Origin of the sequence: Dactylosporangium siamense, from assembly GCF_016862795.1 — a bacterium.
In the GTDB taxonomy this organism is placed as follows: Bacteria; Actinomycetota; Actinomycetes; order Mycobacteriales; family Micromonosporaceae; genus Dactylosporangium; species Dactylosporangium siamense.
Genome location: NZ_BONQ01000129.1, coordinates 71,886 through 95,408 on the forward strand (window position 1 = coordinate 71,886; position 23,523 = coordinate 95,408).

Genomic DNA, 23,523 nt, shown 5'->3' on the forward strand with positions numbered 1-23,523 from the left:
TGCCATACGATCGGATGCATGACTGGCCCATCTGTGGCGGTGGTCGTGGTGGACCACGCCGACCTGCACCCGTGGGACCTGTACGAGGTTGCCATCGCATCGGCGGTCTTCGGTGTGCCGCAGCCGGACCTGACCGACTCCTGGTACGAGCTGCGGCTCTGCCCCGGCAGCGACCGGCCGGCGCCGGCCGCGATCACCGCGCCGAGCGGGATCGACCTGCGATCACCGCACCGCCTGTCGGACATCATGGGCGCGGACCTCGTCATCGTCACCGCCGTGCCGGAGGCCTGCGTCACCGGCGAGCAGGGTCTCGACGGCGAGCTGCTGGACGCCCTCCGGCAGGCGAGCGCCGCCGGCAGCCGGATGATGTCGCTGTGCACCGGTGCGTTCGCCCTTGCCGCCGCGGGTCTGCTCGACGGGCGCCGGGCCACCGCCCACTGGGCGCACACCGCGATCCTGGCGAGCCGGCACCCGGACGTGCAGGTCGACGACTCGGTGCTGTACGTCGACGACGGCCCGGTGCTCACCAGCGCCGGGATGACCGCCGGGCTGGACCTGTGCCTGCACGTGGTGCGTACCGACTACGGCGCACACGTGGCGAACCAGCTCGCCCGCCGTCTCGTGGTGCCGGCGCACCGGCCGGGGGACAGGTCGCAGTTCGTCGACGTCGCGGTGCCCGCCGCGGAGGACGACAGCGTCGGCACCGTCCTGCAGTGGGCAACCGCGCACCTCGACCGGCCGCACACCGTCGAGGCCCTCGCCCGTCGCGCGGGGCTCAGCCCGCGCACCTTCTTCCGCCGGGTCCAGGCCGCGACCGGCACCACGCCACTGCAGTGGCTGCTGCACCAGCGCCTCGCCCACGCCCAGACGCTGCTGGAGGTGACGGACCTGCCGATCGACACCGTCAGCGAACAGAGCGGCCTCGGCTCGGCGGCGAACCTCCGCCGCCACTTCAGCCTCCACTTCGGAGTGCCGCCCCAGCACTACCGCCGCGACTTCTCGCTGCGGCTGGATTCGGCCCAGCCCCGCGCGGCCCGTTTCGAGTGACACAGCGGGGTATCCAATGCGCCTCAAGGCAGGCACCGACGTGTTGAGGAGGCATGATGCGCCCGCTCCTGTTCCCGGATGACCAGCAGTTCTGGTTCGAGACGCTGCGCAGCCTCGGCCACACCGCATACGGCGGCGCGGACATCGGCGAGGTCGTGAGCACGGCCGAGGCCATCACCGCCGGCGACTACGACGGCTGGCACGACCGGTGGCTGGCCACCGCCGACCGGGTCGCGACCGTCGCCGACAAGGCCGCCGCGGCCGGGCACCGGGTCAGCGCCCGCGACGCGCACCTGCGCGCCTCGAACTACTACCGGTCCGCCGAGTTCTTCCTGCACGGGCGGCCCGACGACCCGCGCATCCCGCACGCCTACGACCGCAGCGTCGCCTGCTTCCACGCCGCGGCGGGCCTGTTCACGCCGGCGATCGAACCGGTCGAGATCCCCTATGAGGGCACGACGCTGCCCGGGTACTTCTACCACGGCCGCGGCAGTGGTACCGGCGAGCGCCGTGCCACGATCCTGATGTGCAACGGCTTCGACGGCACGGTCGAGGAGATGCACGTGTTCGGGGCCGCGGCCGCCGCCGAGCGCGGCTATCACGTGCTGAGCTTCGACGGTCCCGGGCAGCCGGGGCCGCGGCACCGGCAGGGGCTGGGTTTCCGGCCCGACTGGGAGCACGTGGTCGGTCCGGTCATCGACTACGCACTGACCAGGGTCGACGTCGACCCGATGCACATCGCGCTGCTCGGCGTCAGTATGGGCGGAGAGCTCATGCCGAGGGCCGCCGCGTTCGAGCCCCGCGTCAACGCCCTCATCGCGCTCGACGGCGTGTACGACCTCGGCGACTTCGTCACCGCGGAAATCACCGCCGAGATCACCGCCGAGATCACCGCCGAAAAAGCCGCCGAAAAAGCCGCCGAGGTCCCCGGCGGCCGCGCCGACCTCGACCCACGGCTGCGGGCGGCGTCGGACCCGGACCTCGACGGCGTGATCGCCGGGCTGATGGCCGATAACCCGACCGTCAGATGGATGATGGAGCAGGGCATGTGGGCCTGCAACGCGCCGACGCCACGGGCGTTCTGTGCCGGCTTCCTCGACTACCACCTGCGGGACGGCACCGCCGAGGAGATCGCCTGCCCGACGCTGGTGTGCTCCGCCGAGGAGGACCTGTTCTTCAGCGGTCAGCCCGAGCGCCTCTTCGAACACCTCACCTGCAAGAAGACGCTGCTCGCCTTCACCAACGCCGAAGGCGCGGCGGCGCACTGCCAGTCGGGCGCGCAGCGGCTGGCGTTCGCCCGGATCTACGACTGGCTCGACGAGGTCTTCGGCCGGCGGTGACGCGAGCGACGGACCGGCTCCGGCGCACCGTCGGCAAGGATTGTCCTAGGAAGCTCTGGACGCGGTGTGGGTTCTCACAGCTGGTTGGCGGCGGCGTACTGCTCCTCCGGCAGCGGCTCGAGCCATGTCGTCGGGTCGCCGCCGTCGGGTTTCGCCTCGAGCATGGCGAGGTGGCTCATGAACGTGTCGGCGGCCGCGCCGTGCCAGTGGTCCTCGTCGGGCGGGCAGACGACGGTGTCGCCGGCGCGGATGCGCAGCACGGTGCCGTCGCGGGTGCCGACCAGCCCGACGCCCTCGGTGACGTGCAGGGTCTGACCGACGGCGTGGGAGTGCCAGTTGGTGCGGGCGCCCGGCGTGAAGCGGACCAGCGCGACGGTCATCCGGGACGGTCCCGTCCCGGCAACGATCGGCGTCATGTACACGTCCCCGGTGAAGCGCGTGGCGGGTGTCTTCACGGTGGCGGCAACGGGTTGCAGTCGCATGGTGGGCTCCTTCACGGTCGCAGCAGGGTCTTGACGGCGCGACGCTCGTCCATTGCCGTGTATCCCTCGGCAACCCGGTCGAGGGGGAGGGTGAGGTCGAAGACCCGGCCCGGGTCGATGGTCCGGCTGGTGATGAGGTCGATGAGCTCGGGCAGGAACCGGCGCACCGGTGCCGGGCCGCCGTGCAGGTGCACGTGGGAGAAGAACAGCTCGCTGCCGGGCAGTTCGACGCCGTGGGCGACGCCGACGTAGCCGACGTGCCCGCCGGGGCGGGTGGAGCGGATCGCCTGCAGCATCGACTCCTGGGTGCCGACGGCTTCGATGACGCTGTGGGCGCCGAGGCCGCCGGTCAGGTCCTTGACGCGGGCCACCCCGTCGTCGCCGCGTTCGGTGACGATGTCGGTGGCGCCGTAGTCCAGGGCGAGTTTCTGCCGGTCAGTGTGGCGGCTCATGGCGATGATCCGCTCGGCCCCGAAGTGCCTGGCGGCCAGGACGGCGAGCAGCCCGACCGCGCCGTCACCGACGACGGCGACGGTCTTGCCCGGCTGCACCTGGGCGGCGACGGCGCCGAACCAGCCGGTGCCGAGCACGTCCGACGCGGCGAGCAGGCCCGGCACGAGGTCGTCGGAGGGCAGCTCCGGCGTGGCGACCAGGGTGCCGTCGGCGAGCGGGATCCGCAGCAGCTCCGCCTGAGCGCCCCCGGCGCCGACCGGCTCGCGGTGGATGCAGCTGCTCTGGTATCCGGCGCGGCAGATCTCGCAGGTGTTGTCGGAGGCGAAGAACGAGCCGACGACGAACTGCCCGGGCCGGATCTGCCGCACGTCGCCGCCGACCGCCTCGACGACGCCGACGTACTCATGGCCCATCGGGGACGGCTGTTTGACCGGTTCGATGCCACGGTACGGCCACAGGTCCGAGCCGCACACGCAGGTCGCGGTGATCCGGATGATGGCGTCCGTGGGTGCGGTGATCGTCGGGTCGGGACGGTCCTCGAGCCGGACGTCGCCGGGGGCGTGCAGGATGGTGCCGCGCATCAGTGGTCTCCTCGGAACAGCTGTTTGGCGACGGTCATCGCCGACACGGCCTTGGGCCAGCCGGCGTAGAACGCCAGATGGGTGATGACTTCGACGAGTTCGGTCTCGGTGAGGCCGTTGTCGCGGGCCCGGGCGAGGTGGAACGGCAGCTGCTCGGTGGCGCCGCTGGTGAGCAGGCTCGCGACGGTGATGAGGCTGCGGTCGCGCGGGGACAGCTCGGGGCGCTGCCAGACCTGCCCGAACACGACGTTGTCGGTGAGGTCGACGAAGGCCGGGGCGAAGTCGCCGAACATGCGGTGCGGCCCGGACGGCTCGGATTGCTCGCTCATGACACCCATCCAACCGCCGGCTCACGACGGGCGGGAGGGATTACCGAAGGTGGTAATGCCAGGACCCCTCTCGCCCGTGGCGGCACCCGTAGCGTGGGACGCATGGACAACCGCGACGAGGTGCGCGACTTCCTGGCCACCCGCCGCGCCAGGATCACCCCCGAGCAGGCCGGGCTGCCGCAGTACGGCGGTAGCCGCCGCGTTCCCGGCCTGCGGCGGGCCGAGGTCGCGCTGCTGGCCGGGGTCAGCCCCGACTACTACGTCCGCCTCGAACGCGGCAATCTCGCCGGCGTCTCCGACAGCGTCCTGGAAGCCGTCGGCCGGGCGCTGCGGCTCGATGAGGCCGAACGCGCCCACCTGCACGACCTCGCCCGCGCCGCGAACACCGGACCACGCAGCCGCCGGTCACCGAAGCAGCAGGTGCGTCCCGGCACCCTGCACCTGCTGCACGCGATGACCGACGCCCCGGCGTTCGTCCGCAACGGTCGCCTCGACGTCCTCGCCGCCAACGGGCTCGCCGAGGCGCTGTACGCCCCGGCGTTCGACACCCCGACCCGGCCGGTGAACCTGGCCCGGTTCTGCTTTCTCGACCCCCGCGCGGAGGACTTCTACCCGGACTGGAGCGAGGCGGCGAACACGACCGTCGCGCTGCTGCGGACCGAGGCCGGCCGTGACCCGTACGACAAGGGTCTCACCGATCTGGTGGGTGAGCTCGTCACCCGCAGCGACGACTTCCGCACCCGCTGGGCGGCGCACAACGTCCGCCTGCACCACACCGGCGTGAAACGCTTCCACCATCCCGTCGTCGGGACCGTCGAGCTCGGCTTCGAGGCGATGCCGATGCCGGCCGACCCGGGGCTCACCCTCACCGCGTACAGCGCCGCCGCGGGCACACCCGCGGCCGACGCGCTCCGGTTGCTGGCCAGCTGGGCCGCGCCCGCCGGTCACCACCGGTAGTCCTCAGGAGAGCTGCCCCACTCCGGCGACGGTCATCAGCGACGCGATGCCGTGGTCGGTGGGGTCGCCGTCGTCGGGGCGCCAGGCGTCGGCGTAGGTGACGCCCGGCTCCACCAGGTCGAAGCCGGTGAAGAACCGCTCCACGTCCGGCTGGGCGCGCAGGACGAGCTGGTTGTCGGTGCGGTTGTACTGGGCCTGCGCGTCCGACGCCGGCGCCGGCATGCCCGGTGGCATGGTGGCGTGCGACACCGCGATGAAGCTCCCGGGCGCGAGCCGCGCGCGGTATCCGTCCACCACGCCGTAGGGGTCGTCGCCGTCGGGGAGGTTGTGCAGCACCGCCACCATCAGCAGGCCCACCGGCCGGGTCAGGTCGATCACCGCGGCCAGGCCGGGGTCGGCGAGCACCGCGTCGTGATCGCGGAGATCGGCGTGCACCGCGGCGGCCCGCGCGTCACCCGAGAGGATCTGTTCGTTGTACGCCGCGACGACCGGGTCGTTGTCGACATAGGCGACGGTGCATTCGGGATCGAGCTGCCAGGCGATCTCGTGGACGGCGCCGACCGCGGCGATCCCGGCGCCGAGGTCGATGAACTGGCGGATGCCGGACCTGATGAGGAACTGCACGGCGCGGCGCAGGAACGCGCGGTTGAGCTGGCCGGCGACACGGACCGCCGGCATGGCCGCGATGGCCTGCTCGGCGACGGCCCGGTCCACGGCGAAGTTGTGGGAGCCGCCGAGCATGTAGTTGTAGACCCGCGCCGCGCTCGGTGTCTCGGATCCGGTTCGGGCCGGTGCCCAGGCAGGCGTTTCCATGCGACGGTCCTCCGTGGCGGGTCGGACAAGCTCGGATTGATGTCCGACACTACGCCCGGTGCGCCGCACTGCGCTGCCCGCGTCCTGTACCGCACCGGTTGTCGACCGGAGGTTCCACCCGCGACCGCGCCGCCGACGTCGTGCGCCGCACCGGCACGCCTGCTGAGCAGCGCGAGCGGGTGAAAGCGCTGGGGAAGTTGCCGGCTGTCGGCTGGACTGCCGCGCTGTCGGGGAAGGCGGCGACGTCTCGGTGCAACGCTGAAAGAGGTGAGTCGTGGAGGATGACGTCTTCGACGTGGTGGTGATCGGTGCGGGGCCGGTCGGGATGACCGTCGCCGCGCGCGTCGTGCGGGGTGGGCTGAGCGCGGCTGTCGTCGAGGACCGCCTGGCCGGCGGTGAGTGCGAGTACTACGGGTGTATCCCGAGCAAGGCGCTGCTGTGGCCGATGGAGCTGGCGGCCGAGGTGGGCCGGATGCCGGGGCTGCAACTGCGCGGCCCGATCGACGCCGCGGCGGTCCTGGCCCGCCGCGACGAGACGGTGTCGCACCGCAACGACGATCACGAGGTGCAGGCGATCGAGAAGTTGCCGGCGACGTTCGTGCGGGGTCACGGACGGCTGGCCGGCCCGCGCCGCGTCGAGGTCGCTTCGTCAGACGGCGGTGTGGGTACGCTGCGGGCCCGGCACGCCGTGGTCGTCGCCACCGGGAGCACCCCGGCCGTTCCGGACGTGCCGGGGCTCGCGGCGGCCCACCCGTGGACGAACCAGGAGGCGACCAGTGTGCAGCGGGTGCCGCAACGGTTGGCGGTGATCGGCGCGGGGCCGGTCGCCTGTGAGATGTCGCAGGCCCTGCACTCCCTCGGTGCGCGGGAGACCACGATGCTGGTGCGCGGCGAGCGGCTGCTCGCCGCGATGGAGCCGTTCGCCGGTGACCTGGTGGCGCGCTCGTTTCGGGAGTCGGGCATCGACGTGCGGTTCGGCCGCTCGGTGACCCGGGTCGAGCGGCCGGTTCCGGGTGGTCCGGTGACCCTGCACACCGGCCGTGGCGAGCAGATCGTCGCCGACGAGATCCTCGTGGGTGCGGGCCGCCGGCCCGGGGTCGACGACATCGGCCTGGACACGGTCGGCGTGCGGGTGGACGGCCCGATCCAGGTCGACGGCAGCCTGCGGGCCACCGCGGTCGCCGAGGGCTGGCTGTACGCCGTCGGTGACGTCAACGGCCGCAACCTGCTGACCCACATGGGCAAGTACCAGGCCCGGGTGTGCGGCGACGTGATCGCCGCCCGGGCCGCGGGCGCCCGCGACGACGGGCCGGCGCTGCGTGCGACCGCCGACGACCGGGGCGCCCCGCAGGTGGTGTTCACCGAACCTCAGGTGAGCATGGTCGGGCGGACCGAGTCGCGGGCGCGCGCCGACGGCTTCACGGTCCGGACCGTGGAATACGACGTGGGCGACGTCGCCGGCGCCATGGTCCGCGGCGTCGGCTTCAGCGGCCGGGCGAAGCTGGTGGTCGACGCGGACCGCCGGGTCGTGCTCGGGGGCACGTTCGTCGCGCCGGACACCGCGGACATGCTGCACTCGGTCACGATCGCGGTGAACGCGGAGGTGCCCCTCGATCAGTTGTGGCATGCCGTCCCGCCGTTCCCGACGGTCAGTGAGATCTGGCTGCGTCTGCTGGAGCAGTACGGCCTGTAGACACCGTACCGAAAAATTAAAGACTCTTTACAGTTTCCTGGGTTTGCGATATGAACAAGGTCCCCCATCGAGGTAGGTCCATGTTCTGCCTCACCTCCGAGCCCAGGAGCACCCCAGAATGGACAGATCACGACCGGCGCGGTTGCGCCGGGTGCTCGTCGCGGCGGCCGCCACCGTCCTCGGCGCCGTCGTCCTCATCCCGTTCAACCCCGGCACCGCGGCCGCCGCGGGCACCGGAGCGATCACCGGCTACGGCGGCAAGTGCGTCGACGTCAACGCCGCGAACACCGCGAACGGCACCGCCATCCAACTGTGGACCTGCAACGGCACCAACGCCCAGACCTGGACCGTGGGCACCGATGGCACGGTCCGCGCGCTCGGCAAGTGTCTCGACGTCGCCGGCGGCTCCACCGCCGACGGGACCAGGGTCCAGCTGTGGGACTGCAACGGCACCGGCGCCCAGCAGTGGGTCGCCACCGCCGCCAACGACATCGTCAACCCGCAGGCGAACAAGTGCCTCGACGCGGCCAACTGGGGCACCGCCGACGGCACCCCGTTGCTGATCTGGCCCTGCACCGGTGGCGCCAACCAGAAGTGGACGGTCCCCGGCGGCGGAGGCGGCAGCTCGTGCAACTACCCGAACTGGGTGGCCGGGCAGAACTACGTGACCGGTGCGATCGTGCGGTACACCAACGGCCTGTACTACCAGGCGACGCATGACAACCCGGGCTACGACCCGACGATCAGCACCTGGTTCTGGTCGCCGTACGCCTGCGGCGGCGGTGGAGGTGGTGGTGGCGGCGGGAGCGGCTTCGTGGTCAGCGAGGCGCAGTTCAACCAGATGTTCCCGGGCCGCAACGGCTTCTACTCCTACGCCGGGCTGACCGACGCGATGAAGAAGTACCCGGCGTTCGCCACGACCGGCAGCGACACGGTCAAGCGGCAGGAGGCCGCGGCGTTCCTGGCCAACGTGAGCCACGAGACCGGCGGCCTGGTCTACATCGACGAGATCAACACGGCGAACTGGCCGCACTACTGCGACTACAGCCAGCCCTACGGCTGCCCGGCCGGCCAGTCGGCGTATCACGGCCGCGGGCCGATCCAGTTGAGCTGGAACTTCAACTACAAGGCGGCCGGTGACGCGCTCGGCGTCGACCTGCTCAACAACCCGAACCTGGTCGCCACGAACTCGTCGATCTCGTGGCAGACCGGCCTGTGGTACTGGATGACCGGCACCGGCGGCGCGGGCACCACGTCGCACAACGCGATGGTGAACGGGCAGGGCTTCGGCACCACGATCCGGGCGATCAACAGCATCGAGTGCAACGGCGGGAACCCCGCGCAGGTGCAGAGCCGGGTGAACCTCTACAACCAGTTCGTCGGGATCCTGGGGGTCCCCGCCGGTGGCAATCTGAGCTGCTGACACAACACGGACCGGTCGCGCCCAACAGCGTGACCGGTCCGGTGCGTGCGGGGCTACAGGCTGACCGTGCGGCCGCCGAGGGTCACGACCAGGTGACCGTCGGCGGCGAAGGACCAGGCCAGGGCGCCGCTGTACGTGCTGCAGCGGGAGCCGTTGGTGCCGGTCCAGAACTGGTTGGAGCTGTCGGTGTTGCCGATGGTCTTGTCGTTGGAGCCGCCGCTGCTGTACCGGCAGGACGTGTTGTTGCGATACGTCGAGGTGCCCGCGTCGAAGGAGAAGTTGCGTTCGGCGTTGTCGATCGACAGGTTGTTGGAGATGGTCATCGAGCCCGGGTTGCTGTTGTACGTGAACCCGTGATGGCCGTTGTGGTAGGCGATGCTGCGCTGCACGACGTGGTTGACGCCGATGTCCTCGCCGCCGAGCTTGTAGCCGTTGCGGTCGCCGTTGGTGTTCACGGTGCCGTTGCTGAGCGTGCCGTTGTTGTAGGACAGCGAGTCCTGGATGGTGACCGGGCCGATCGCGCCGGTGTCGGTCTTGGTGTACAGGTCCCAGCCGTCGTCGATGTTGTTGTGCGACACCGTGTAGCGGAAGACGTTGCCGGTGCCGACCGTGAGTTTGGCGGCGAAGCCGTCGGCGTCCTCACCGTCGGAGTCGGCGTTGTCGTGGGACTCGGAGCTGATGACGAGGTTGTTGGCCGGCCACTGCGCCTTCGGGGTGTCGGAGGCGGTCCGGGAGATCTGCAGCCCGCTGTCGCGGTTGAACCGCGTCACGACCCGCTCGAAGACGTTGTTGCTGCCGCCGACGAAGATGCCGTTGTCGCCGGCGCGTTCCACGACGATGCCACTGACGCGCCAGTAGTTGCCGTTCACGGCCAGGCCACGGTTGGCCGGGTCCTCGCTCTGCGCGGAGAAGTTGAGCACCGGCGTCTCACCCGGGTAGGCGGTGATGTTCTTCGTCGCGCCCGACGTGCCGTTGTTGCCGGCGGCGATCGTGATCGTGGAGGACTGGCTGTAGGTGCCGCCGCGCATGAAGATCGTCCCGCCGGTGGTGACCCGGGTGATCGCCGAGGCGAGGGTGGTCGGGCTGGCCTGGGTGCCGGCGGCGCCGGCGGTGCCGTTGGACGCCACGTACAACGCGGACGATGGCGGCTGACTGGTGGACGGCGAAGTCGAGGCCGAAGCCGACGGTGACGGCGACGATGGAGGCGATGACGAGGACGACGGGGTCGGGTTCGTGCCGCCGGTGGTGACCGTGACGTTGTCGAAGTTCGCGGTCGAGTAGGCGGTCTGCAGGCCGATGCGCCCCTTGGTGATCGACGTGTTGGTCGCGGTGCCGACCGTGGTGCCGTCCACGGCGCCGCTGACGGAGCTGCCGTTGACGGTGATGGACAGGGTGTGCCAGGTGCCGGTCGCCACCGTCCGCGACGCGCTGCCCAGGACGGTGACCGAGCCGCTGTTCACGGCCTGCAGCTGCACCGTGTTGCCGGGCAGCAGCGCGAGGCGGTAGTAGGTCGTCGCGCTGGTCGAGCGGGCGAGCAGGCCGGCGAAACCGCCCGATCCCAGCGTCAGCGGCTTGACGGAGGCCTGGACGGTGTAGTTCGTCCAGCCGCTGTCGCCGGCGAACTCGCGGGCGTTTTCGCTGCCGGCGTTGGACTGCTGCAGGACCTTGTTGCCGTCGGTGACGACGCTCCAGGTGCCGCCGGACTTCGACCAACCGCTGGTGGTGCCGTCCTCGAACGTCGCGCTGAACGCGGTGTCGGCGAACGCGATCTGCGTGGCCAGCACCACGCCCGTCGCGGCCACGACGGCGGCCGTCGCCGCGGGCCACCGGCGGGAGCGCAGCCGGGAACCGATGTGTAGACGCATGAATCCTCCGGGAAGACGGTGCGCACGCAGGGCGGATCGCAGGGGAGATCGCACGGGTGCGCACGGTGAGGCCCTCGGCGGCGGGGTGCGGAGCGGGCCTTCGTGCCGATAAACGGACACTAAGGAAAGCGGTTTCCTAGCGCAAGGGAAGCGATGTGCAGGTTGTTTGCAGTCGGTGGAGCACCGTGCCGCGGGAGCCGCGCCGTTCGGGATTCGCGGCGGCGCGGGCGGATCACCCGGTAGGCCGCCGCCATCGCCGTCGCCGTCGCCGTCGTGAAAGTTGCAGCGGGCTCAGCCGGGTCCGGTCAGGTCGTTGAGCAGTCGCCGGGCGTGCTGCCGGGTGCGCAGGAGCGCGGTCCGGTCGGTCCGGTGGCTGTGGTCGCGGTGGTGCCGCGCGGTGGCGAGCACGAGGTTGACGGCGAAGGTCTCCACGATGTCGCTGTGCTCCGCACGGCGCTGCACCGCGTGGCGGACCTGGTCGGTGGGGGCGTGCAGGTGCAGCGTGGCCAGGTCGTAACCGGCGAGGTAGACGCCGGCGGCGCTGAAGTCGGCCAGACCGAGCCGCCCGGAGGGCAGGCGCAGGGCGTTGGCGAGGTGCAGGCTGCCGTGGGCGAAGGTGCGGTCCCGGCCGCACCGGTCCAGCACGGTGTTGGCGCGGCGCAGGTCGTCGTCGGTGAGCCGGCCCGCCCGGTGATGCCCGTCGAGTTCGGCGGCGTAGTCGACGAGCCAGCGGCGGGCGTCCTGGCGGGTCGGCTGCCAGGCGGACAGCAGCGCGGCGGTGTGGGACATCTCGCGCGTGTCACGGCCGGAGAGCCGGTGGTCCGGCGCGTCGCCCTGCCGCCGGTCGAGGGCTTCACCGATGAGGCGGCTGAGGACGAGGACGCGGTCGCCGTCGGTCCAGCGGTACAGGCCGACGGGGATCGGCGGTGGGTCGGCGCCGAACGCGACGGCGACCTCGGTGCGTCGCTGGAACCGTTGCCGGGCCTGATCATCGTCGCCGGTCCGGACGACGACGGCGACGGGTTCGCCGTGCAGGTGGCCGGCGTGCACGGTCTCGGACCGGCCGGCTCGCAGCGGTGGCCGGACGTCGAGGACGAGTCCGGGCGGCAGGTGCTGCGGCGTCCACTGCCGGCCGTCGGCGGGCCTGCTGCCGGTGCACGCCGGAGCCGGCCGGGACGGCGGGTCGGACCGGACCGGCGGGTGGTCCGCCCGCCGGGCCTGCGGGGCGCGACCGTCCGCCTGCCGGGCCTGCAGGGCGCGGCTGCAGATGACGGCCAGCCGGTCGAGGTCCCGCAGCTCACGGGTGGTCCAGTGGCGGGCCCGGGAGTCGACCACGCTCAGCGCACCCACGGCGTGCCCGTCGACGTCGTGCAGGGGCGTGCCGGCGTAGGCGATCACACCGAGGTCCCGGACGGCGTCGCTGGTGTGCAGCACCGGGTCACGGCGGGCGTCGGCGACGACCAGCGGCGCGTCGGCCCCCACGACGTACTGGCAGAACGAGTGCGTCAGCGGCGTGGTCCGGCTGCGCTGCCACTGCTCGGGCAGCCCGGTCGCGCCGGGAAACACCTGCCTGGTCGCTTCCACCACGACCAGCAGGGCGACCGGCACGCGCAGGGTGCGGCGGGCCCGCTCGGCCAGCTCGTCCAGGTGCGGCTCCGGGGCCGCCGTGACCCCGAGCGCTGCGACGGCTGCCAGCCGGGCGCGGTCCCGCACCGCCGCCGCGGTCCGCACTACATCGATCGCCATCGCACGGTCCACTCGCATCCGCCGCCCTACCTGGTTAGGCGCTGCCATGTACCCAGGTCGTCCGGGGTACCCCACATTTCAGTGTCCAGTTCACCCGTTCGTGGTCAACCGATCGAGTAAGCTCGATAGCTGAACGGCTTAGCAGTGAAGTCGTTCGGTCGACGACACCTTCGATATCGGTGCAACATGTGGACAAGCACATGCCGGGTTCGGCATCGTCATTGTTTCCGGGCGTAACCGTGCCGTCACGTGTGGCGAGGGCGGTGGGCACTGCGGAAGGGGACTGGCGATGGGGGTCGGCAGTGAGCATCGGACCGGGTCCGCGTGGCCGCGTCCCGCGTCGCCGGCGGTGATGTGCCGCCGGCACCGCACGGCGCCGACGACCGGCTGCTGTGATGGTGAGTGACCCGGCGACGGGCGCGGTGATGATGCCGGCGGCGAAGCGCCTGTACCGGCCACGGCTGCACCGTGCCCTGGACCGCGCCGACCAGCACAGCATCACCGCCGTGCTGGCGCCCGCGGGCGCCGGCAAGACCGAGCTGGCAACGGTCTGGCTGCGGACCGTGCCGCCCCCGCATCGCACGGCATACGTGCAGGTGGCGCAGTGCCCCGACGGCCGGTGGTGGTGCCCCACCACCCTACCGGCGCGCTGGTGGCCGGCCGGCGCGACGACCTTCGACGGCTGGCTCGACCAGCTCCGGCAGCAGGGCGGCGGGACCACGCCGTGCACGGTCGTGCTCGACGGCGCCGAGACCGCCGCGCCGGGTGCGCTGGCGCAACTCGACCAGCTCGTGACCGCCCTGCCGGTCCACGTCGTGCTGTGCGGCCGGCACGCGCCGGCCTCAGCCGATCCCGCACCCGGTGACGAAAGCCTGTTCCCGGCCCTGAACGGCGCCGACCTCGCCTTCACCCCGGCCGAGACCGCCGACCTGTGCGACCGGCACCACCTGACCCTGCCGCCCACCACCGTCCGGCGCCTGTACGCGGTGACCGAGGGATGGGCCGCCGGGGTCGTCGTGGCGATCGCCGCCCTCGCCGGCGAACCCCACGACCCCGACACGGTGCTCGACCGGCTCGAGCGCACCGGTGCGGGCCTGCACGACTACGTCCAGAACGAGGTGCTCGCCGAGCTGCCCGCCGACGTGGCCGACGCGGTGCAGGCCAGCAGCATCGTGGAAACCGTCAACCCGGAACTGTTCACGGCGCTGACCGGGCGGGCCGACAGCGCCGACATCCTCGCCGAGCTGTCCCGCAACGACATGTTCGCCTGCCGGCTCAACCCGACCTCGCACTGGTACCGGTACCGGCGACTGTGGCGGGCCGCCATCGTCACCGCCCTGCACGAACAGGACCCGGCGACCGCCCGTGAGCTCCACCGCCGCGCCGCGATCTGGTACGGGCACCATCAGCAGCCCGCCGAGGCGCTGCGGCACGCCCTCGCCGGACACGGCCCGACCCTGACGGCCGGCGCGAGCCCCCCGGCACCCGCCGGCCGCGCCGCGCCCGGTGCCGCCGCCGGAATCGCCGAGGCCTGGCTGGCCCTCAGCCACGGCCGACCCGATCTGGCTCAGGCGGCACTCGACACGACCGGCGCCAGGCGGCCACCCGCGCCCGGCGACGCGCCCGACACGGCGCCGCTGCGCGTCCAGGCCGTCATCGCCTACCAGCGCGGACAGCTCCGCAAAGCCGCCCGCCACGCGGACCGGATGAGGGCCGTCCTGGCCGAGCACGGCATCACCGGCGCCGACGACGAAGGATGGGCCCTGCTCGTGCTCGCCGGCGTCGCCATCGCCCGCGGGCGAGCCAAACAAGCGCACCGGCACCTGTACCGGCTCGCCGCCGAACTGCGCCGCCCGGACCCGCAGATCGTCGCCGGCGAACGGTTCCTCACCGCACTGCTGGACCACCAGCAGGGCCGGCACGCCGCCGCCCTGCGCCACCTCGAGCGGCTCATCACCGACGGCCTCGACACCCTCGTCATCCCGCGCTGGGCACCACGCGCCCTGCGCATCGAAGCCCTCCTCGCCGTCGATCTGCCGTCCGACGCGCGCCGCCACTGGAGCCACGACGCCGGCGTGCTTCCCCAGGTCCTCGCCGACCTCATCGCCGCGAAACTGCTCCTGCTGGACGACGCCACGCCCGAGGTGCGGCAACGCATCGATCGACGGCTCCAACCGCACCTGCAGAACCCGCCGCCGTCACTGCTGCACGACATCGAAGTGCGCCTCGTCCTGGCCGCCGACGCCCACCGGCACGGCGACACCGCACACGCCGCCCACCTCGAACGTCAGGCCGCCGCCCTGGCCGCCGATGAAGGCATCCACCACCCACGGCTCCTCGACCCCAGGTGGCCGCACGGCCTGCACCGTGCCGCACCGGAACGCGCGGAAACCCTGATCGTCCCGCTCACCGCCGCCGAGACCGCCGTGTGCGAGCTGCTGCAAGGATTTATGACCGTCACCGAGATCGCGCGGGCCCTCAAGGTGTCCCCGAACACCGTCAAGACCCACATGGCGGGCGTCTACCGCAAACTCGGCGTCCACCGGCGTCGTGACGCGGTGCGCCGCGCCCGGGAGCTCGGCCTGTTCTGACGTGCGCCGGCGCCGGGGTCAGGCCGGCGCCGCCCCGGGCACGATCAGCACCGGGCAGTCGGAGCGCTGCAACAGGTGATGGGTGACCGGATCGAGTGACGCACCGTATCCGTGCTGGCTCAACACGACCAGCTGCGCGCTGCGCGCCGCGGCCACGAGCACGTCCGCGGCGTTACCGGCGGCGAGCTCGACCTCCACCGGCACCGCCGGATACCGGTCCTGCAGGCGGGCGACGCCCTCGGTCACCTCGATCGCGGCAATGGTCCGCAGGCCACCCGCCGCGGCGCGCACCCGCGGCGCGTCGTTCTCGACGGCCCGCACCGCGACCAGCGCACAACCGCGGCGGTACGCCTCCGCGAAACCGGCCTCCAGCACCCGATCGCTCGACGGGGTGTCGTCGACGCCGACGACCACCGGTCCGATCGCGGTGTGCGCACGCCCCCGAACGACGACGACCGGGCCCGCGGCGTACGTGGCGATCTGCAGACCGACCGAACCCAGCAGCGCCGAGGCGAGCGCGCCCCGCCCGTGCGAACCGACGACGAGCAACGCCGCCGTCCTCGCCTCGGTCAGCAGCGCGTCGGTCGGCAGGCCGAGGACCGCGGTCCCGTGCACGTCGACCGCGGGCTGCGCGCCCTGCGCGTCGGCGACCGCCGCCGCCACGACGGCCAGCGCCTGCGCCCGGGCCGCCGCGTCCAACTGCGCCGCCGACCGCCCCGGACCGGGCAGCGGCCAATGGTAGACACAGACGATCCGCAGCCGGGCCCGGACCCGCTCCGCGTGCGTCGCGGCCCAGCGGACGGCGGAGGTGCCGGCCGCCGAGCCATCGGTGCCCACGACGATGTCGGTGTACTGCATCGATGCTCCTTCAACGGCGATCCCCAGCAGGGGTGCAGCTCCACCCTCGTCCGGTGCCACCCGTCACCGGAAGAGGACGGCGGCCCCCGCGCCCGTGACGAACGGCCCGTCACTGCCCGGCCGGATGAACCCAGGACCGACGGTCCCGAACAGACGTGCCGTTCGGCCCTGCCGGGACACCCGGTGAGTCCCGAGGATCGCCCCATGGACGCGCTCGATCTCGCCCGGTGGCAGTTCGCGATTGTCACCGTGTACCACTTCATCTTCGTGCCGATCACCATCGGCCTGTCGGCGCTCGTGGCCGGGCTGCAGACCGCCTGGGTGCGGACCGGGCGGCCGGACTACCTGCGGGCGACCAGGTTCTGGGGCAAGCTGTTCCTGATCAACTTCGCGATGGGGGTCGTCACCGGCATCGTGCAGGAGTTCCAGTTCGGCATGAACTGGAGCGCCTACTCCCGCTTCGTCGGCGACATCTTCGGTGCGCCCCTGGCCATCGAGGGACTGCTCGCGTTCTTCCTCGAGTCGACGTTCCTCGGACTGTGGATCTTCGGCTGGGACCGGCTGCCGAAACGCGTCCACCTGGCCACGATCTGGCTCGCCTCGATCGGCACGATGCTGTCGGCGTACTTCATCCTCGCCGCGAACTCGTGGATGCAGCACCCCGTCGGGTACACCGTCAACACCGAACGTGGCAGGGCCGAACTCAACGACATCGGTGCCGTGCTGACCAACTCGACGGCCCTGGTGACGTTTCCGCACACCATCACCGCGTGCTTCCTCACCGCCGGCGCGCTCATGCTCGCGGTCAGCGCCTGGCACCTGCGCCGCCGCAACCAGGTCGAGGTCTTCCGTCCCGCCCTGCGGCTCGGCGCCTGGGTCGTGCTGATCGCCGGTGTGGGCGTGCTCATCACCGGCGACCTGCAGGCCCGGGTGATGACCGAGCAGCAGCCGATGAAGATGGCCGCGGCGGAGGCGCTGTACCAGACCGACCAGCCCGCCTCGTTCTCGATCTTCACCATCGGCTCGCTCGACGGTCGCGAGGAGGTCGCCAGCGTCCGCATCCCGTCGCTGCTGTCCTTCATGGCGACCGGCAGCCCCAACGGCGAGGTGGAGGGGATCAACGACCTGCAGCGGCAGTACACGGAGCGGTACGGCGCCGGCGACTACGTCCCCTACGTGCCGGTCACCTACTGGTCGTTCCGCCTGATGATCGGGTTCGGCGCCCTCGCCATGGCGATCGCCGCGGTCGCGTTGTGGCGCACCCGCAAGGGCCGGCTGCCCGGCGGGCGCTGGCTGTGGATCTCCGCCGTGGCCACCGTCGCGATGCCGTTGCTGGCCAACTCGTTCGGCTGGATCTTCACCGAGGTCGGCCGCCAGCCGTGGACCGTCTTCGGGGTGTTCAAGACCTCGCAGAGCGTCTCACCGACCGTCGGCGCGGGCACCGTCGCGACCTCGCTGATCGTCCTGACCCTGCTGTACGGCGTCCTCGCCGTCATCGAACTGACGCTGATCCTGCGCTACGCCCGGGCCGGAGCCCCGGAAATCGTCGTACCACACGACGAAGATGACGAAGACCGCCCACTGGCGTTCGCGTACTGAAGGATTCGACATGGAACTCACCACCGTCTGGTTCGCGCTCATCGCCGTGCTGTGGGCCGGCTACTTCCTCCTGGAGGGCTTCGACTTCGGCGTCGGCATGCTGCTGCCGGTGCTGGCCCGCGACGAGCGGGAGCGGCGCCTGCTCATCAACACCATCGGCCCGGTCTGGGACGGCAACGAGGTGTGGCTGCTCGTCGCCGGCGGCGCGACCTTCGCCGCGTTCCCCGAGTGGTATGCCACCCTGTTCTCCGGCTTCTACTTGCCGCTGCTGCTCATCCTCGTCGCGCTGATCCTGCGCGGCCTCGCCTTCGAATACCGCGGCAAGGTCGACAGTCCACAGTGGAGACGCCGGTGGGACCTGTGCGTCATCGGCGGCAGCCTCGTCCCGGCGCTGCTGTGGGGCGTCGCGTTCGGCAACATCGTGCGTGGTGTGCCGATCAACGCCGACCACGAATACGTCGGCACCTTCTTCACCCTGCTCAACCCGTACGCGCTGCTCGGCGGGCTCACCACGCTGTCGCTGTTCGCGCTGCACGGTGCCGTGTTCCTGGCGTTGAAGACCGACGGTGACATCCGGGTCCGCGCCGGGCGGCTCGCGATGCGGCTCAGCCTGCCGGCGGTGCTCCTCGCCGCCGGGTTCCTGCTGTGGACGCAGCTGACCCACGACGACGCGTGGGGCTGGACGCTGTCCGCCGCGGCCGCCGCCGCGCTGGTCGGCGCCGTGCTCGCCGCCAAGGTCCGCCGCGAGGGGTGGGCGTTCCTGGCCACCGGCGCGACGCTCGTCCTGGCCGTCGCGGCGCTCTTCGTCACGCTCTTCCCCGACGTCATGCCGACCACCCTGGCCGGCGGCGACAGCCTCACCGTGACCAACGCGGCGTCCACGCCGTACACGTTGAAGGTCATGACCTGGGTCGCGGTGTGCTGCACCCCGATCGTGCTGGGCTACCAGTCGTGGACCTACTGGGTGTTCCGCCGCCGGCTGCGGGTCGAACACATCCCGGCGAGCCACCCGTGAGGCCGCTGGACCCGCGCCTGCTGCGCTACGCCCGGGCGACCCGCACCTACCTGATCCTGTCCGTCGTCCTCGGCGTCGCCCTCGCCGCCCTGGTCGTGGCGCAGGCGACCCTGCTCGCCACCGGGATCACCGCCGTCTACCAGCACGGCGCCGACGTGCACCGGATCGCACCGACGCTGGCGTGGCTGGCCGCCGTCGTCACGCTGCGGGCCGCGGTCGCCTGGGCGCAGGAGGTGACCGCCGCCCGCGCCTCGGCCGCCGTCAAACGGCAACTGCGGTCCCGGCTCCTCACCCACGTCGCCGCGCTCGGACCGGGCGCGGCCGGCGGCAGCGGCACGATCGCCACCCTGGCCACCCGCGGGCTCGACGCGCTCGATGCCTACTTCGCCCGGTACCTGCCGCAGCTGGTCCTCGCGACCCTGGTGCCGGTGATCGTGCTCGCCCGCATCGCACCGGTCGACCTCGTCGCCGCCGGCACGATCGCGCTCACCCTGCCGCTCATCCCGGTGTTCATGGCCCTCGTCGGCCTGCACACCGAAGCGGCGAACCGGCGGCAGTTCCGGCTCCTCGCCCGGCTGTCGCACCACTTCCTCGACGTCGTCGCCGGCCTGCCGACACTGCGGGTCTTCGGCCGTGCGAAACGACAGGCCGGGATCATCGCCCGGATCAGCGCCGAGCAGCGCACCACCACCATGCGCACCCTGCGGGTCGCGTTCCTGTCCTCGCTCGTGCTGGAGCTGCTCGCCACGCTGTCCGTGGCGCTCGTCGCCGTCGGCATCGGCCTGCGCCTGCTCGACGGCAGCCTCGGTCTCGCCACCGCGCTGCTCGTGCTGATCCTCGCCCCGGAGGCGTACCTGCCGCTGCGCCAGGTCGGCGCCAACTACCACGCCAGCGCCGAAGGACTTGCCGCGGCCACCGAGGTCTTCGAGCTCCTCGAAACACCCGCACGACCGCGGGGCACGGCACCGGCCGACGCGCCGCCTGGCGCACCGCCTGGCGCACCGGTCGGCGTGGCATCGGTGTCCGCCGGGACGGTGCGGTTCGAAGCCGTCGCCGTGCGGCACGCCGGCCGGTCCACCGCGTCGCTGCCGCCGTTCACCGCCACCGTCGAACCGGGGGAGCTGGTCGCCCTGACCGGCCCCAGCGGCTGCGGCAAGTCCACCGCTCTGGCGGTCCTGCTCGGTTTCGCCGCACCGACCAGCGGCCGCGTCACCGTCGGCGGCCAGGACCTCGCCACCGTGGACCCGGACGCGTGGCGGCAGCGGGTCGCGTGGCTGCCGCAACGGCCCTGGCTGAGCACCGGCACCATCGCCGACAACATCCGCCTCGGCGCGCCCGGCACCACAGACGCGGCGGTGCGCGCCGCCGCGGAACAGGCCGGCGCCCTCGCCTTCATCGACGCGCTCCCGGACGGTCTGTCGACCAGGCTCGGCGACGACGGCGCCGGACTGTCCGCGGGGCAGCGGCAGCGGATCGCGCTCGCCCGGGTGTTCCTCCGCGACGCGCCGCTGGTCCTGCTCGACGAGCCGACCGCCAACCTCGACGCTTCGACGGAGGCGGGGATCCTCGCCGCCATCCGGGCACACGCGGCCGGCCGCACCGTCATCATGGCCGCGCACCGCCCGTCGCTCGTCGCCCTCGCCGACCGGGTGATCCCCGTCGGCACCGCCGCGACCCCGGGCGGCACCACTGTGACCTCGGGCGGCACCGCCGCGATTCCCGCCGGCGCCACTGTGATCCTTGCGGGCGCTGCGGCGACTTCCGTCGACGCCGTGGTGGTGGCGGCATGAGGGGGGTGGGTGCGGTGCTGCGGTTGTGCCGGCCCGCCGTCGGTCAGCTGTCCGTGGCGGTGTTCGTTGGGGTCGCAGCCGCCGCCGTGGGGTGGCGACATGAGCGGGGTGGGTGCGGTGCTGCGGTTGTGCCGGCCTGCCGTCGGTCAGGTGTCCGTGGCGGTGTTCGTTGGGGTCGCAGCCGCCGCCGTGGGGTGGCGGCATGAGCGGGGTGGGTGCGGTGCTGCGGTTGTGCCGGCCCGCCGCGGGCCAGCTGACCCTCGCGGTGCTCGCCGGGGTCGGCGCGGCCGGCGCCGGGGTGGGTCTGATGGCGACCTCGGCGTGGCTGATCTCGCGGGCCGCCCAGCACCCACCGGTCCTGCACCTCATGGTGGCGATCGTCGCGGTGCGGGCGTTCGGCATCGGCCGGGGCGTGCTGCGCTACGTGGAGCGGCTCACCGGCCATGACGCGGCGTTCCGGGTGCTGGGCGCGCTGCGGGTCCGCACGTACCGCCGGCTCGAACGGCTCGCACCGGCCGGCCTGGTCGCTTTCCGCCGCGGTGACCTCGTCGCCAGGCTCGTCGACGACGTCGAATCCGTCCTCGACGTCATCGTCCGCGCGCTGCTGCCCATCACGGTCGCCGCCGTCACCGGCGCCGCCACCGTCGCGCTCGTCGGCGGGCTGTTGCCCGTCGCCGGAGCCGCCCTCGCCGTCGCGATGCTCGTCGTCGCCGTCGGGGTCCCGGCGGTGCAGGCGGCCGCGGTCCGGCGCGCCGACGCCCGGCTCGCGCCCCTGCGCGGCGCCCTCGCCGCCGGGGTCGTCGACCTCACGCAGGGGCTGCCCGACCTCATCGCGTACGGTGCCGTCAGCGACACGCTGACCACCCTGGACCGCACCGACCGGCAGCTGCTCACGGCGGCCCGCCGCTCCAGCGCCGCCGCCGGTGTCTCGGCCGCGGTCACCGCGCTGTGCACCGGACTCAGCGTCCTCGCCGGCCTCGCCGCCGGCGCCGTCGCCGTCCGGGCCGGCACGCTGCCCGGCGAACTGCTCGCCGTGGTCGTCCTGACACCGCTCGCCGTGTTCGAGACCATCGGCGCGATCCCCGCCGCCGCGCAGCGCCTCGCCGCCGCGCGGGCGGCGCTGGGCCGGCTCGCCGAGATCGCCGCCGCCACCGAACCGGCGCCCGACCCCGCCGTCCCCGTCGCGCTGCCGACCGGGCCGCTGACCGTCCGCCTCGAGCACGTGTCGGCCGGATGGGAGCCGGGCCGGCCCGTGCTGCACGACGTCACGCTCACCCTGCGCCCCGGCCGCCGGGTCGCGCTCGTCGGACCGAGCGGCGCGGGGAAGACCACCGTCGCCGCGCTGCTGGTCCGCTGGCTCGACCCGACCGCCGGCCGGGTGACCCTCAACGACGTCGACGTGCGCGACCTGCGCGGCGACGACCTGCGGAGCGTCGTCGGCTACCTGGGCGAGGACGCGTACCTGTTCGACAGCACCCTCGAGGCGAACCTCCGCATCGGCCGGCCCCACGCGACCACGGCCCAGCTGGAGACCGCGCTCGCCGCGGCCCGGCTGCTGGACTGGGTGCGGACGCTGCCCGCCGGTCTCGGCACACCCGTCGGCGAGCACGGTGTCGCCCTGTCCGGCGGCCAGCGGCGGCGGCTCGCCCTGGCCCGGGCGCTGCTGGCCGACTTCCCCGTCCTCGTCCTGGACGAGCCCACCGAACACCTCGACGACGACACCGCCGCCGAGCTGATCCGCGACCTGCTCGCCGCCGCCGGGGACCGCGCGGTCCTGCTCATCACCCACCGGGCCGACGTCCTCGCCGACGTCGACGAGGTCATCACCCTGACGCCGGGCGACCGCGCGGCGGCGACCGCCTCCGTGCGGGCAGGTTGAGGAGGCGGGTCGGAGCAACGTTCTCGGACGTCAGGAGAGCTGGTCGAGGGCCCTGCGGACCACGGTCACCGCGTCGTCGCGGTCCAGCCGGTCGAGTGCCGCCGCCAGGTCCCGGACCGTCAGTTCCAGGAGCTGGACCCGCGACTCCAGCCGGCGCACGCGAAGCAGGACGGCGTCCGACGGCGGGAACCCGCCCGCCACCGGCTCGTCAGGGGCGATCATGACTGGTACCCCCTCCACAACGGTCACATCTTGGTCTTGGGTAGCTCGATCGGGTGCTCGACCGCGTCCTGGGCGGCCAGGGCGGCCATCGCCGAGCGGTACGAGGCCCGGTCGAGGGTGCCGGCGGCCAGCCGGTGGACGGCGTCGCGCTCGGCCCGGCCGCGCCGCCGCTCGTCATGGCCGGCGAGCCACCTGGCGATCCGCGGGCGGTAGCGCTCGTTCGCCGCCGCACCGCCGCGAATGGCCAGGACGTGCATGGCGATCAGCGCGACGTAGACGGCCACGATGACCGTGGCCACCAGCATGACTGCCACCACCGGACTCACCTTCCGTCATGCGTCGGAGCGCTCTGCTTGCCACGGTATGCGTCCGGGGCGCCGCAGACGAGGGTCGAACGTCACGAACCTGGGTGCCGGTCGTGCCCGCGCCGCGGTCACCCGGGTGGATGATCGGCGGCGACTCAAGTCAGGGCAGCCCGAACGTCCGGCCGGCGGCGCGCAACTCGTCGCGGGCGGCCAAGTGCGCGGCCCGGTCGACGATCTGTTGGGCCTGCTCCACCGAGTCATGGCCCCAGATCCGGGCGGTGCCCTGTTCGGTGACGATGTAACTGTGCGGGAAGGACGTGACCGGGCCGGACACCAGGGGAACGACCGAGGACACGTCCGCTTTCGGGTGCCAGGACCGCAGCGCAATGACGGCGTGGCCGCCGGGGGGAGTGCCTGGCGCCGACGATGAAGTCGGTCTGCCCGCCGAAGCCGGAGTGCGTCCGGTTGCCGATCCGGGTCGCGTTGGCCTGGGCGAACAGGTCGACCTGCAGGGCGCTGTTGACGCTCATCAGGT

19 protein-coding genes and 2 pseudogenes are annotated in these 23,523 nt (G+C 72.5%); 10 read left to right on the top strand and 11 right to left on the bottom strand.

All coding sequences use genetic code 11. The features are described from left to right. Positions 1–18: 18 nt before the first annotated feature. Both Dsi01nite_RS41675 and Dsi01nite_RS41680 read left to right on the top strand, forming a co-directional pair. A complete protein-coding gene (locus Dsi01nite_RS41675; RefSeq protein WP_203851937.1) occupies positions 19–1,047 on the top strand; it encodes a helix-turn-helix domain-containing protein in 1,029 nt (342 codons plus the stop codon). 53 nt (positions 1,048–1,100) lie between these two features. Next, on the top strand, positions 1,101–2,387 hold the full coding sequence (locus Dsi01nite_RS41680; protein ID WP_239136564.1) for an alpha/beta hydrolase: 1,287 nt from the start codon (positions 1,101–1,103) through the stop codon (positions 2,385–2,387). Positions 2,388–2,461: 74 nt separating this feature from the next. Here Dsi01nite_RS41680 and Dsi01nite_RS41685 read toward each other — a convergent pair whose 3' ends face one another. Genes Dsi01nite_RS41685 through Dsi01nite_RS41695 form a run of 3 tightly spaced genes read right to left on the bottom strand, consistent with a single transcriptional unit; the run spans position 2,462 to position 4,232 of the window. Beyond that, positions 2,462–2,869, bottom strand: a complete 408-nt coding sequence (locus Dsi01nite_RS41685; protein WP_203851938.1) for a (R)-mandelonitrile lyase — start codon at positions 2,867–2,869, stop codon at positions 2,462–2,464. Between the two features lie 11 nt (positions 2,870–2,880). Continuing rightward, on the bottom strand, positions 2,881–3,903 hold the full coding sequence (locus tag Dsi01nite_RS41690; protein ID WP_203851939.1) for a zinc-dependent alcohol dehydrogenase family protein: 1,023 nt from the start codon (positions 3,901–3,903) through the stop codon (positions 2,881–2,883). Further along, positions 3,903–4,232, bottom strand: a complete 330-nt coding sequence (locus Dsi01nite_RS41695; protein WP_203851940.1) for a carboxymuconolactone decarboxylase family protein — start codon at positions 4,230–4,232, stop codon at positions 3,903–3,905. The genes Dsi01nite_RS41690 and Dsi01nite_RS41695 overlap by 1 nt, the downstream gene beginning before the upstream one ends. A gap of 102 nt (positions 4,233–4,334) precedes the next feature. Between Dsi01nite_RS41695 and Dsi01nite_RS41700 the strand changes: the two genes are divergently transcribed. Continuing rightward, the gene (locus tag Dsi01nite_RS41700; RefSeq protein ID WP_203851941.1) at positions 4,335–5,189 is read left to right on the top strand and encodes a helix-turn-helix transcriptional regulator; all 855 of its coding nucleotides are present in this window, start codon (positions 4,335–4,337) and stop codon (positions 5,187–5,189) included. A gap of 3 nt (positions 5,190–5,192) precedes the next feature. Here the strand turns inward: Dsi01nite_RS41700 and Dsi01nite_RS41705 are convergent, their stop codons facing one another. After that, complete coding sequence (locus tag Dsi01nite_RS41705; protein WP_203851942.1) at positions 5,193–6,002, bottom strand: SAM-dependent methyltransferase; 810 nt, start codon at positions 6,000–6,002, stop codon at positions 5,193–5,195. Positions 6,003–6,276: 274 nt separating this feature from the next. Here Dsi01nite_RS41705 and Dsi01nite_RS41710 point away from each other — a divergent pair, with 274 nt between their 5' ends. Further along, positions 6,277–7,695, top strand: coding sequence for a dihydrolipoyl dehydrogenase family protein (locus Dsi01nite_RS41710; protein WP_203851943.1), 1,419 nt, complete (start codon positions 6,277–6,279; stop codon positions 7,693–7,695). Positions 7,696–7,813: 118 nt separating this feature from the next. Further along, entirely contained in the window at positions 7,814–9,118 is a 1,305-nt protein-coding gene (locus Dsi01nite_RS41715) for a lectin (RefSeq protein ID WP_203851944.1), read from the top strand. Between the two features lie 53 nt (positions 9,119–9,171). Here the strand turns inward: Dsi01nite_RS41715 and Dsi01nite_RS41720 are convergent, their stop codons facing one another. Together Dsi01nite_RS41720 and Dsi01nite_RS41725 are read right to left on the bottom strand one after the other, a co-directional pair. Continuing rightward, positions 9,172–10,983, bottom strand: a complete 1,812-nt coding sequence (locus tag Dsi01nite_RS41720) for a right-handed parallel beta-helix repeat-containing protein (protein ID WP_203851945.1) — start codon at positions 10,981–10,983, stop codon at positions 9,172–9,174. Positions 10,984–11,274: 291 nt separating this feature from the next. Continuing rightward, positions 11,275–12,729: a GAF domain-containing protein gene (locus Dsi01nite_RS41725; protein ID WP_203851946.1), complete on the bottom strand. Its 1,455-nt coding sequence runs from the start codon at positions 12,727–12,729 to the stop codon at positions 11,275–11,277. 395 nt (positions 12,730–13,124) lie between these two features. Between Dsi01nite_RS41725 and Dsi01nite_RS41730 the strand changes: the two genes are divergently transcribed. After that, positions 13,125–15,320, top strand: coding sequence for a winged helix-turn-helix domain-containing protein (locus tag Dsi01nite_RS41730; protein ID WP_203851947.1), 2,196 nt, complete (start codon positions 13,125–13,127; stop codon positions 15,318–15,320). Between the two features lie 18 nt (positions 15,321–15,338). On the opposite strand, the gene Dsi01nite_RS41735 is transcribed toward Dsi01nite_RS41730, so the two are convergent. Next, complete coding sequence (locus tag Dsi01nite_RS41735) at positions 15,339–16,178, bottom strand: universal stress protein (RefSeq protein WP_203851948.1); 840 nt, start codon at positions 16,176–16,178, stop codon at positions 15,339–15,341. 204 nt (positions 16,179–16,382) lie between these two features. Here Dsi01nite_RS41735 and Dsi01nite_RS41740 point away from each other — a divergent pair, with 204 nt between their 5' ends. The 4 genes from Dsi01nite_RS41740 (at position 16,383) to cydC (ending at position 22,461) form a co-directional block, all read left to right on the top strand. Then, on the top strand, positions 16,383–17,777 hold the full coding sequence (locus tag Dsi01nite_RS41740; RefSeq protein ID WP_203851949.1) for a cytochrome ubiquinol oxidase subunit I: 1,395 nt from the start codon (positions 16,383–16,385) through the stop codon (positions 17,775–17,777). Between the two features lie 10 nt (positions 17,778–17,787). Next, complete coding sequence (cydB, locus tag Dsi01nite_RS41745) at positions 17,788–18,792, top strand: cytochrome d ubiquinol oxidase subunit II (RefSeq protein WP_203851950.1); 1,005 nt, start codon at positions 17,788–17,790, stop codon at positions 18,790–18,792. After that, positions 18,789–20,582 carry a thiol reductant ABC exporter subunit CydD gene (cydD, locus tag Dsi01nite_RS41750; protein ID WP_203851951.1) on the top strand — a complete coding sequence of 598 codons (1,794 nt, stop codon included), beginning with the start codon at positions 18,789–18,791 and terminating at the stop codon, positions 20,580–20,582. The genes cydB and cydD overlap by 4 nt, the downstream gene beginning before the upstream one ends. A 202-nt stretch (positions 20,583–20,784) precedes the next feature. Beyond that, entirely contained in the window at positions 20,785–22,461 is a 1,677-nt protein-coding gene (gene cydC / locus Dsi01nite_RS41755; RefSeq protein WP_203851952.1) for a thiol reductant ABC exporter subunit CydC, read from the top strand. A 30-nt stretch (positions 22,462–22,491) separates the two neighbouring features. Here cydC and Dsi01nite_RS41760 read toward each other — a convergent pair whose 3' ends face one another. The 4 genes and pseudogenes from Dsi01nite_RS41760 to Dsi01nite_RS59010 all read right to left on the bottom strand — a co-directional run. After that, positions 22,492–22,683, bottom strand: a complete 192-nt coding sequence (locus Dsi01nite_RS41760) for a hypothetical protein (RefSeq protein WP_203851953.1) — start codon at positions 22,681–22,683, stop codon at positions 22,492–22,494. A gap of 23 nt (positions 22,684–22,706) precedes the next feature. Beyond that, positions 22,707–23,000 (bottom strand): hypothetical protein, encoded by a 294-nt coding sequence (locus Dsi01nite_RS41765; protein ID WP_203851954.1) that lies wholly within the window; start codon positions 22,998–23,000, stop codon positions 22,707–22,709. A gap of 148 nt (positions 23,001–23,148) precedes the next feature. Then, positions 23,149–23,379, bottom strand: a pseudogene (locus tag Dsi01nite_RS57785) (acetyl-CoA hydrolase/transferase C-terminal domain-containing protein); the annotation flags it as partial. 25 nt (positions 23,380–23,404) lie between these two features. Beyond that, a pseudogene (locus Dsi01nite_RS59010) lies at positions 23,405–23,518 on the bottom strand (acetyl-CoA hydrolase/transferase C-terminal domain-containing protein); the annotation flags it as partial. Positions 23,519–23,523: the final 5 nt, after the last annotated feature.

Excerpts from the sequence above, each read along its gene's own strand:
- Dsi01nite_RS41675 (WP_203851937.1), top strand. The coding sequence starts at position 19 with ATGACTGGCCCATCTGTGGCGGTGGTCGTGGTGGACCACGCCGACCTG.
- Dsi01nite_RS41680 (WP_239136564.1), top strand. The coding sequence starts at position 1,101 with ATGATGCGCCCGCTCCTGTTCCCGGATGACCAGCAGTTCTGGTTCGAG.
- Dsi01nite_RS41685 (WP_203851938.1), bottom strand. The coding sequence starts at position 2,869 with ATGCGACTGCAACCCGTTGCCGCCACCGTGAAGACACCCGCCACGCGC.
- Dsi01nite_RS41690 (WP_203851939.1), bottom strand. The coding sequence starts at position 3,903 with ATGCGCGGCACCATCCTGCACGCCCCCGGCGACGTCCGGCTCGAGGAC.
- Dsi01nite_RS41695 (WP_203851940.1), bottom strand. The coding sequence starts at position 4,232 with ATGAGCGAGCAATCCGAGCCGTCCGGGCCGCACCGCATGTTCGGCGAC.
- Dsi01nite_RS41700 (WP_203851941.1), top strand. The coding sequence starts at position 4,335 with ATGGACAACCGCGACGAGGTGCGCGACTTCCTGGCCACCCGCCGCGCC.
- Dsi01nite_RS41705 (WP_203851942.1), bottom strand. The coding sequence starts at position 6,002 with ATGGAAACGCCTGCCTGGGCACCGGCCCGAACCGGATCCGAGACACCG.
- Dsi01nite_RS41715 (WP_203851944.1), top strand. The coding sequence starts at position 7,814 with ATGGACAGATCACGACCGGCGCGGTTGCGCCGGGTGCTCGTCGCGGCG.
- Dsi01nite_RS41720 (WP_203851945.1), bottom strand. The coding sequence starts at position 10,983 with ATGCGTCTACACATCGGTTCCCGGCTGCGCTCCCGCCGGTGGCCCGCG.
- Dsi01nite_RS41725 (WP_203851946.1), bottom strand. The coding sequence starts at position 12,729 with ATGGCGATCGATGTAGTGCGGACCGCGGCGGCGGTGCGGGACCGCGCC.
- Dsi01nite_RS41730 (WP_203851947.1), top strand. The coding sequence starts at position 13,125 with ATGGTGAGTGACCCGGCGACGGGCGCGGTGATGATGCCGGCGGCGAAG.
- Dsi01nite_RS41735 (WP_203851948.1), bottom strand. The coding sequence starts at position 16,178 with ATGCAGTACACCGACATCGTCGTGGGCACCGATGGCTCGGCGGCCGGC.
- Dsi01nite_RS41740 (WP_203851949.1), top strand. The coding sequence starts at position 16,383 with ATGGACGCGCTCGATCTCGCCCGGTGGCAGTTCGCGATTGTCACCGTG.
- cydB (WP_203851950.1), top strand. The coding sequence starts at position 17,788 with ATGGAACTCACCACCGTCTGGTTCGCGCTCATCGCCGTGCTGTGGGCC.
- cydC (WP_203851952.1), top strand. The coding sequence starts at position 20,785 with ATGAGCGGGGTGGGTGCGGTGCTGCGGTTGTGCCGGCCCGCCGCGGGC.
- Dsi01nite_RS41760 (WP_203851953.1), bottom strand. The coding sequence starts at position 22,683 with ATGATCGCCCCTGACGAGCCGGTGGCGGGCGGGTTCCCGCCGTCGGAC.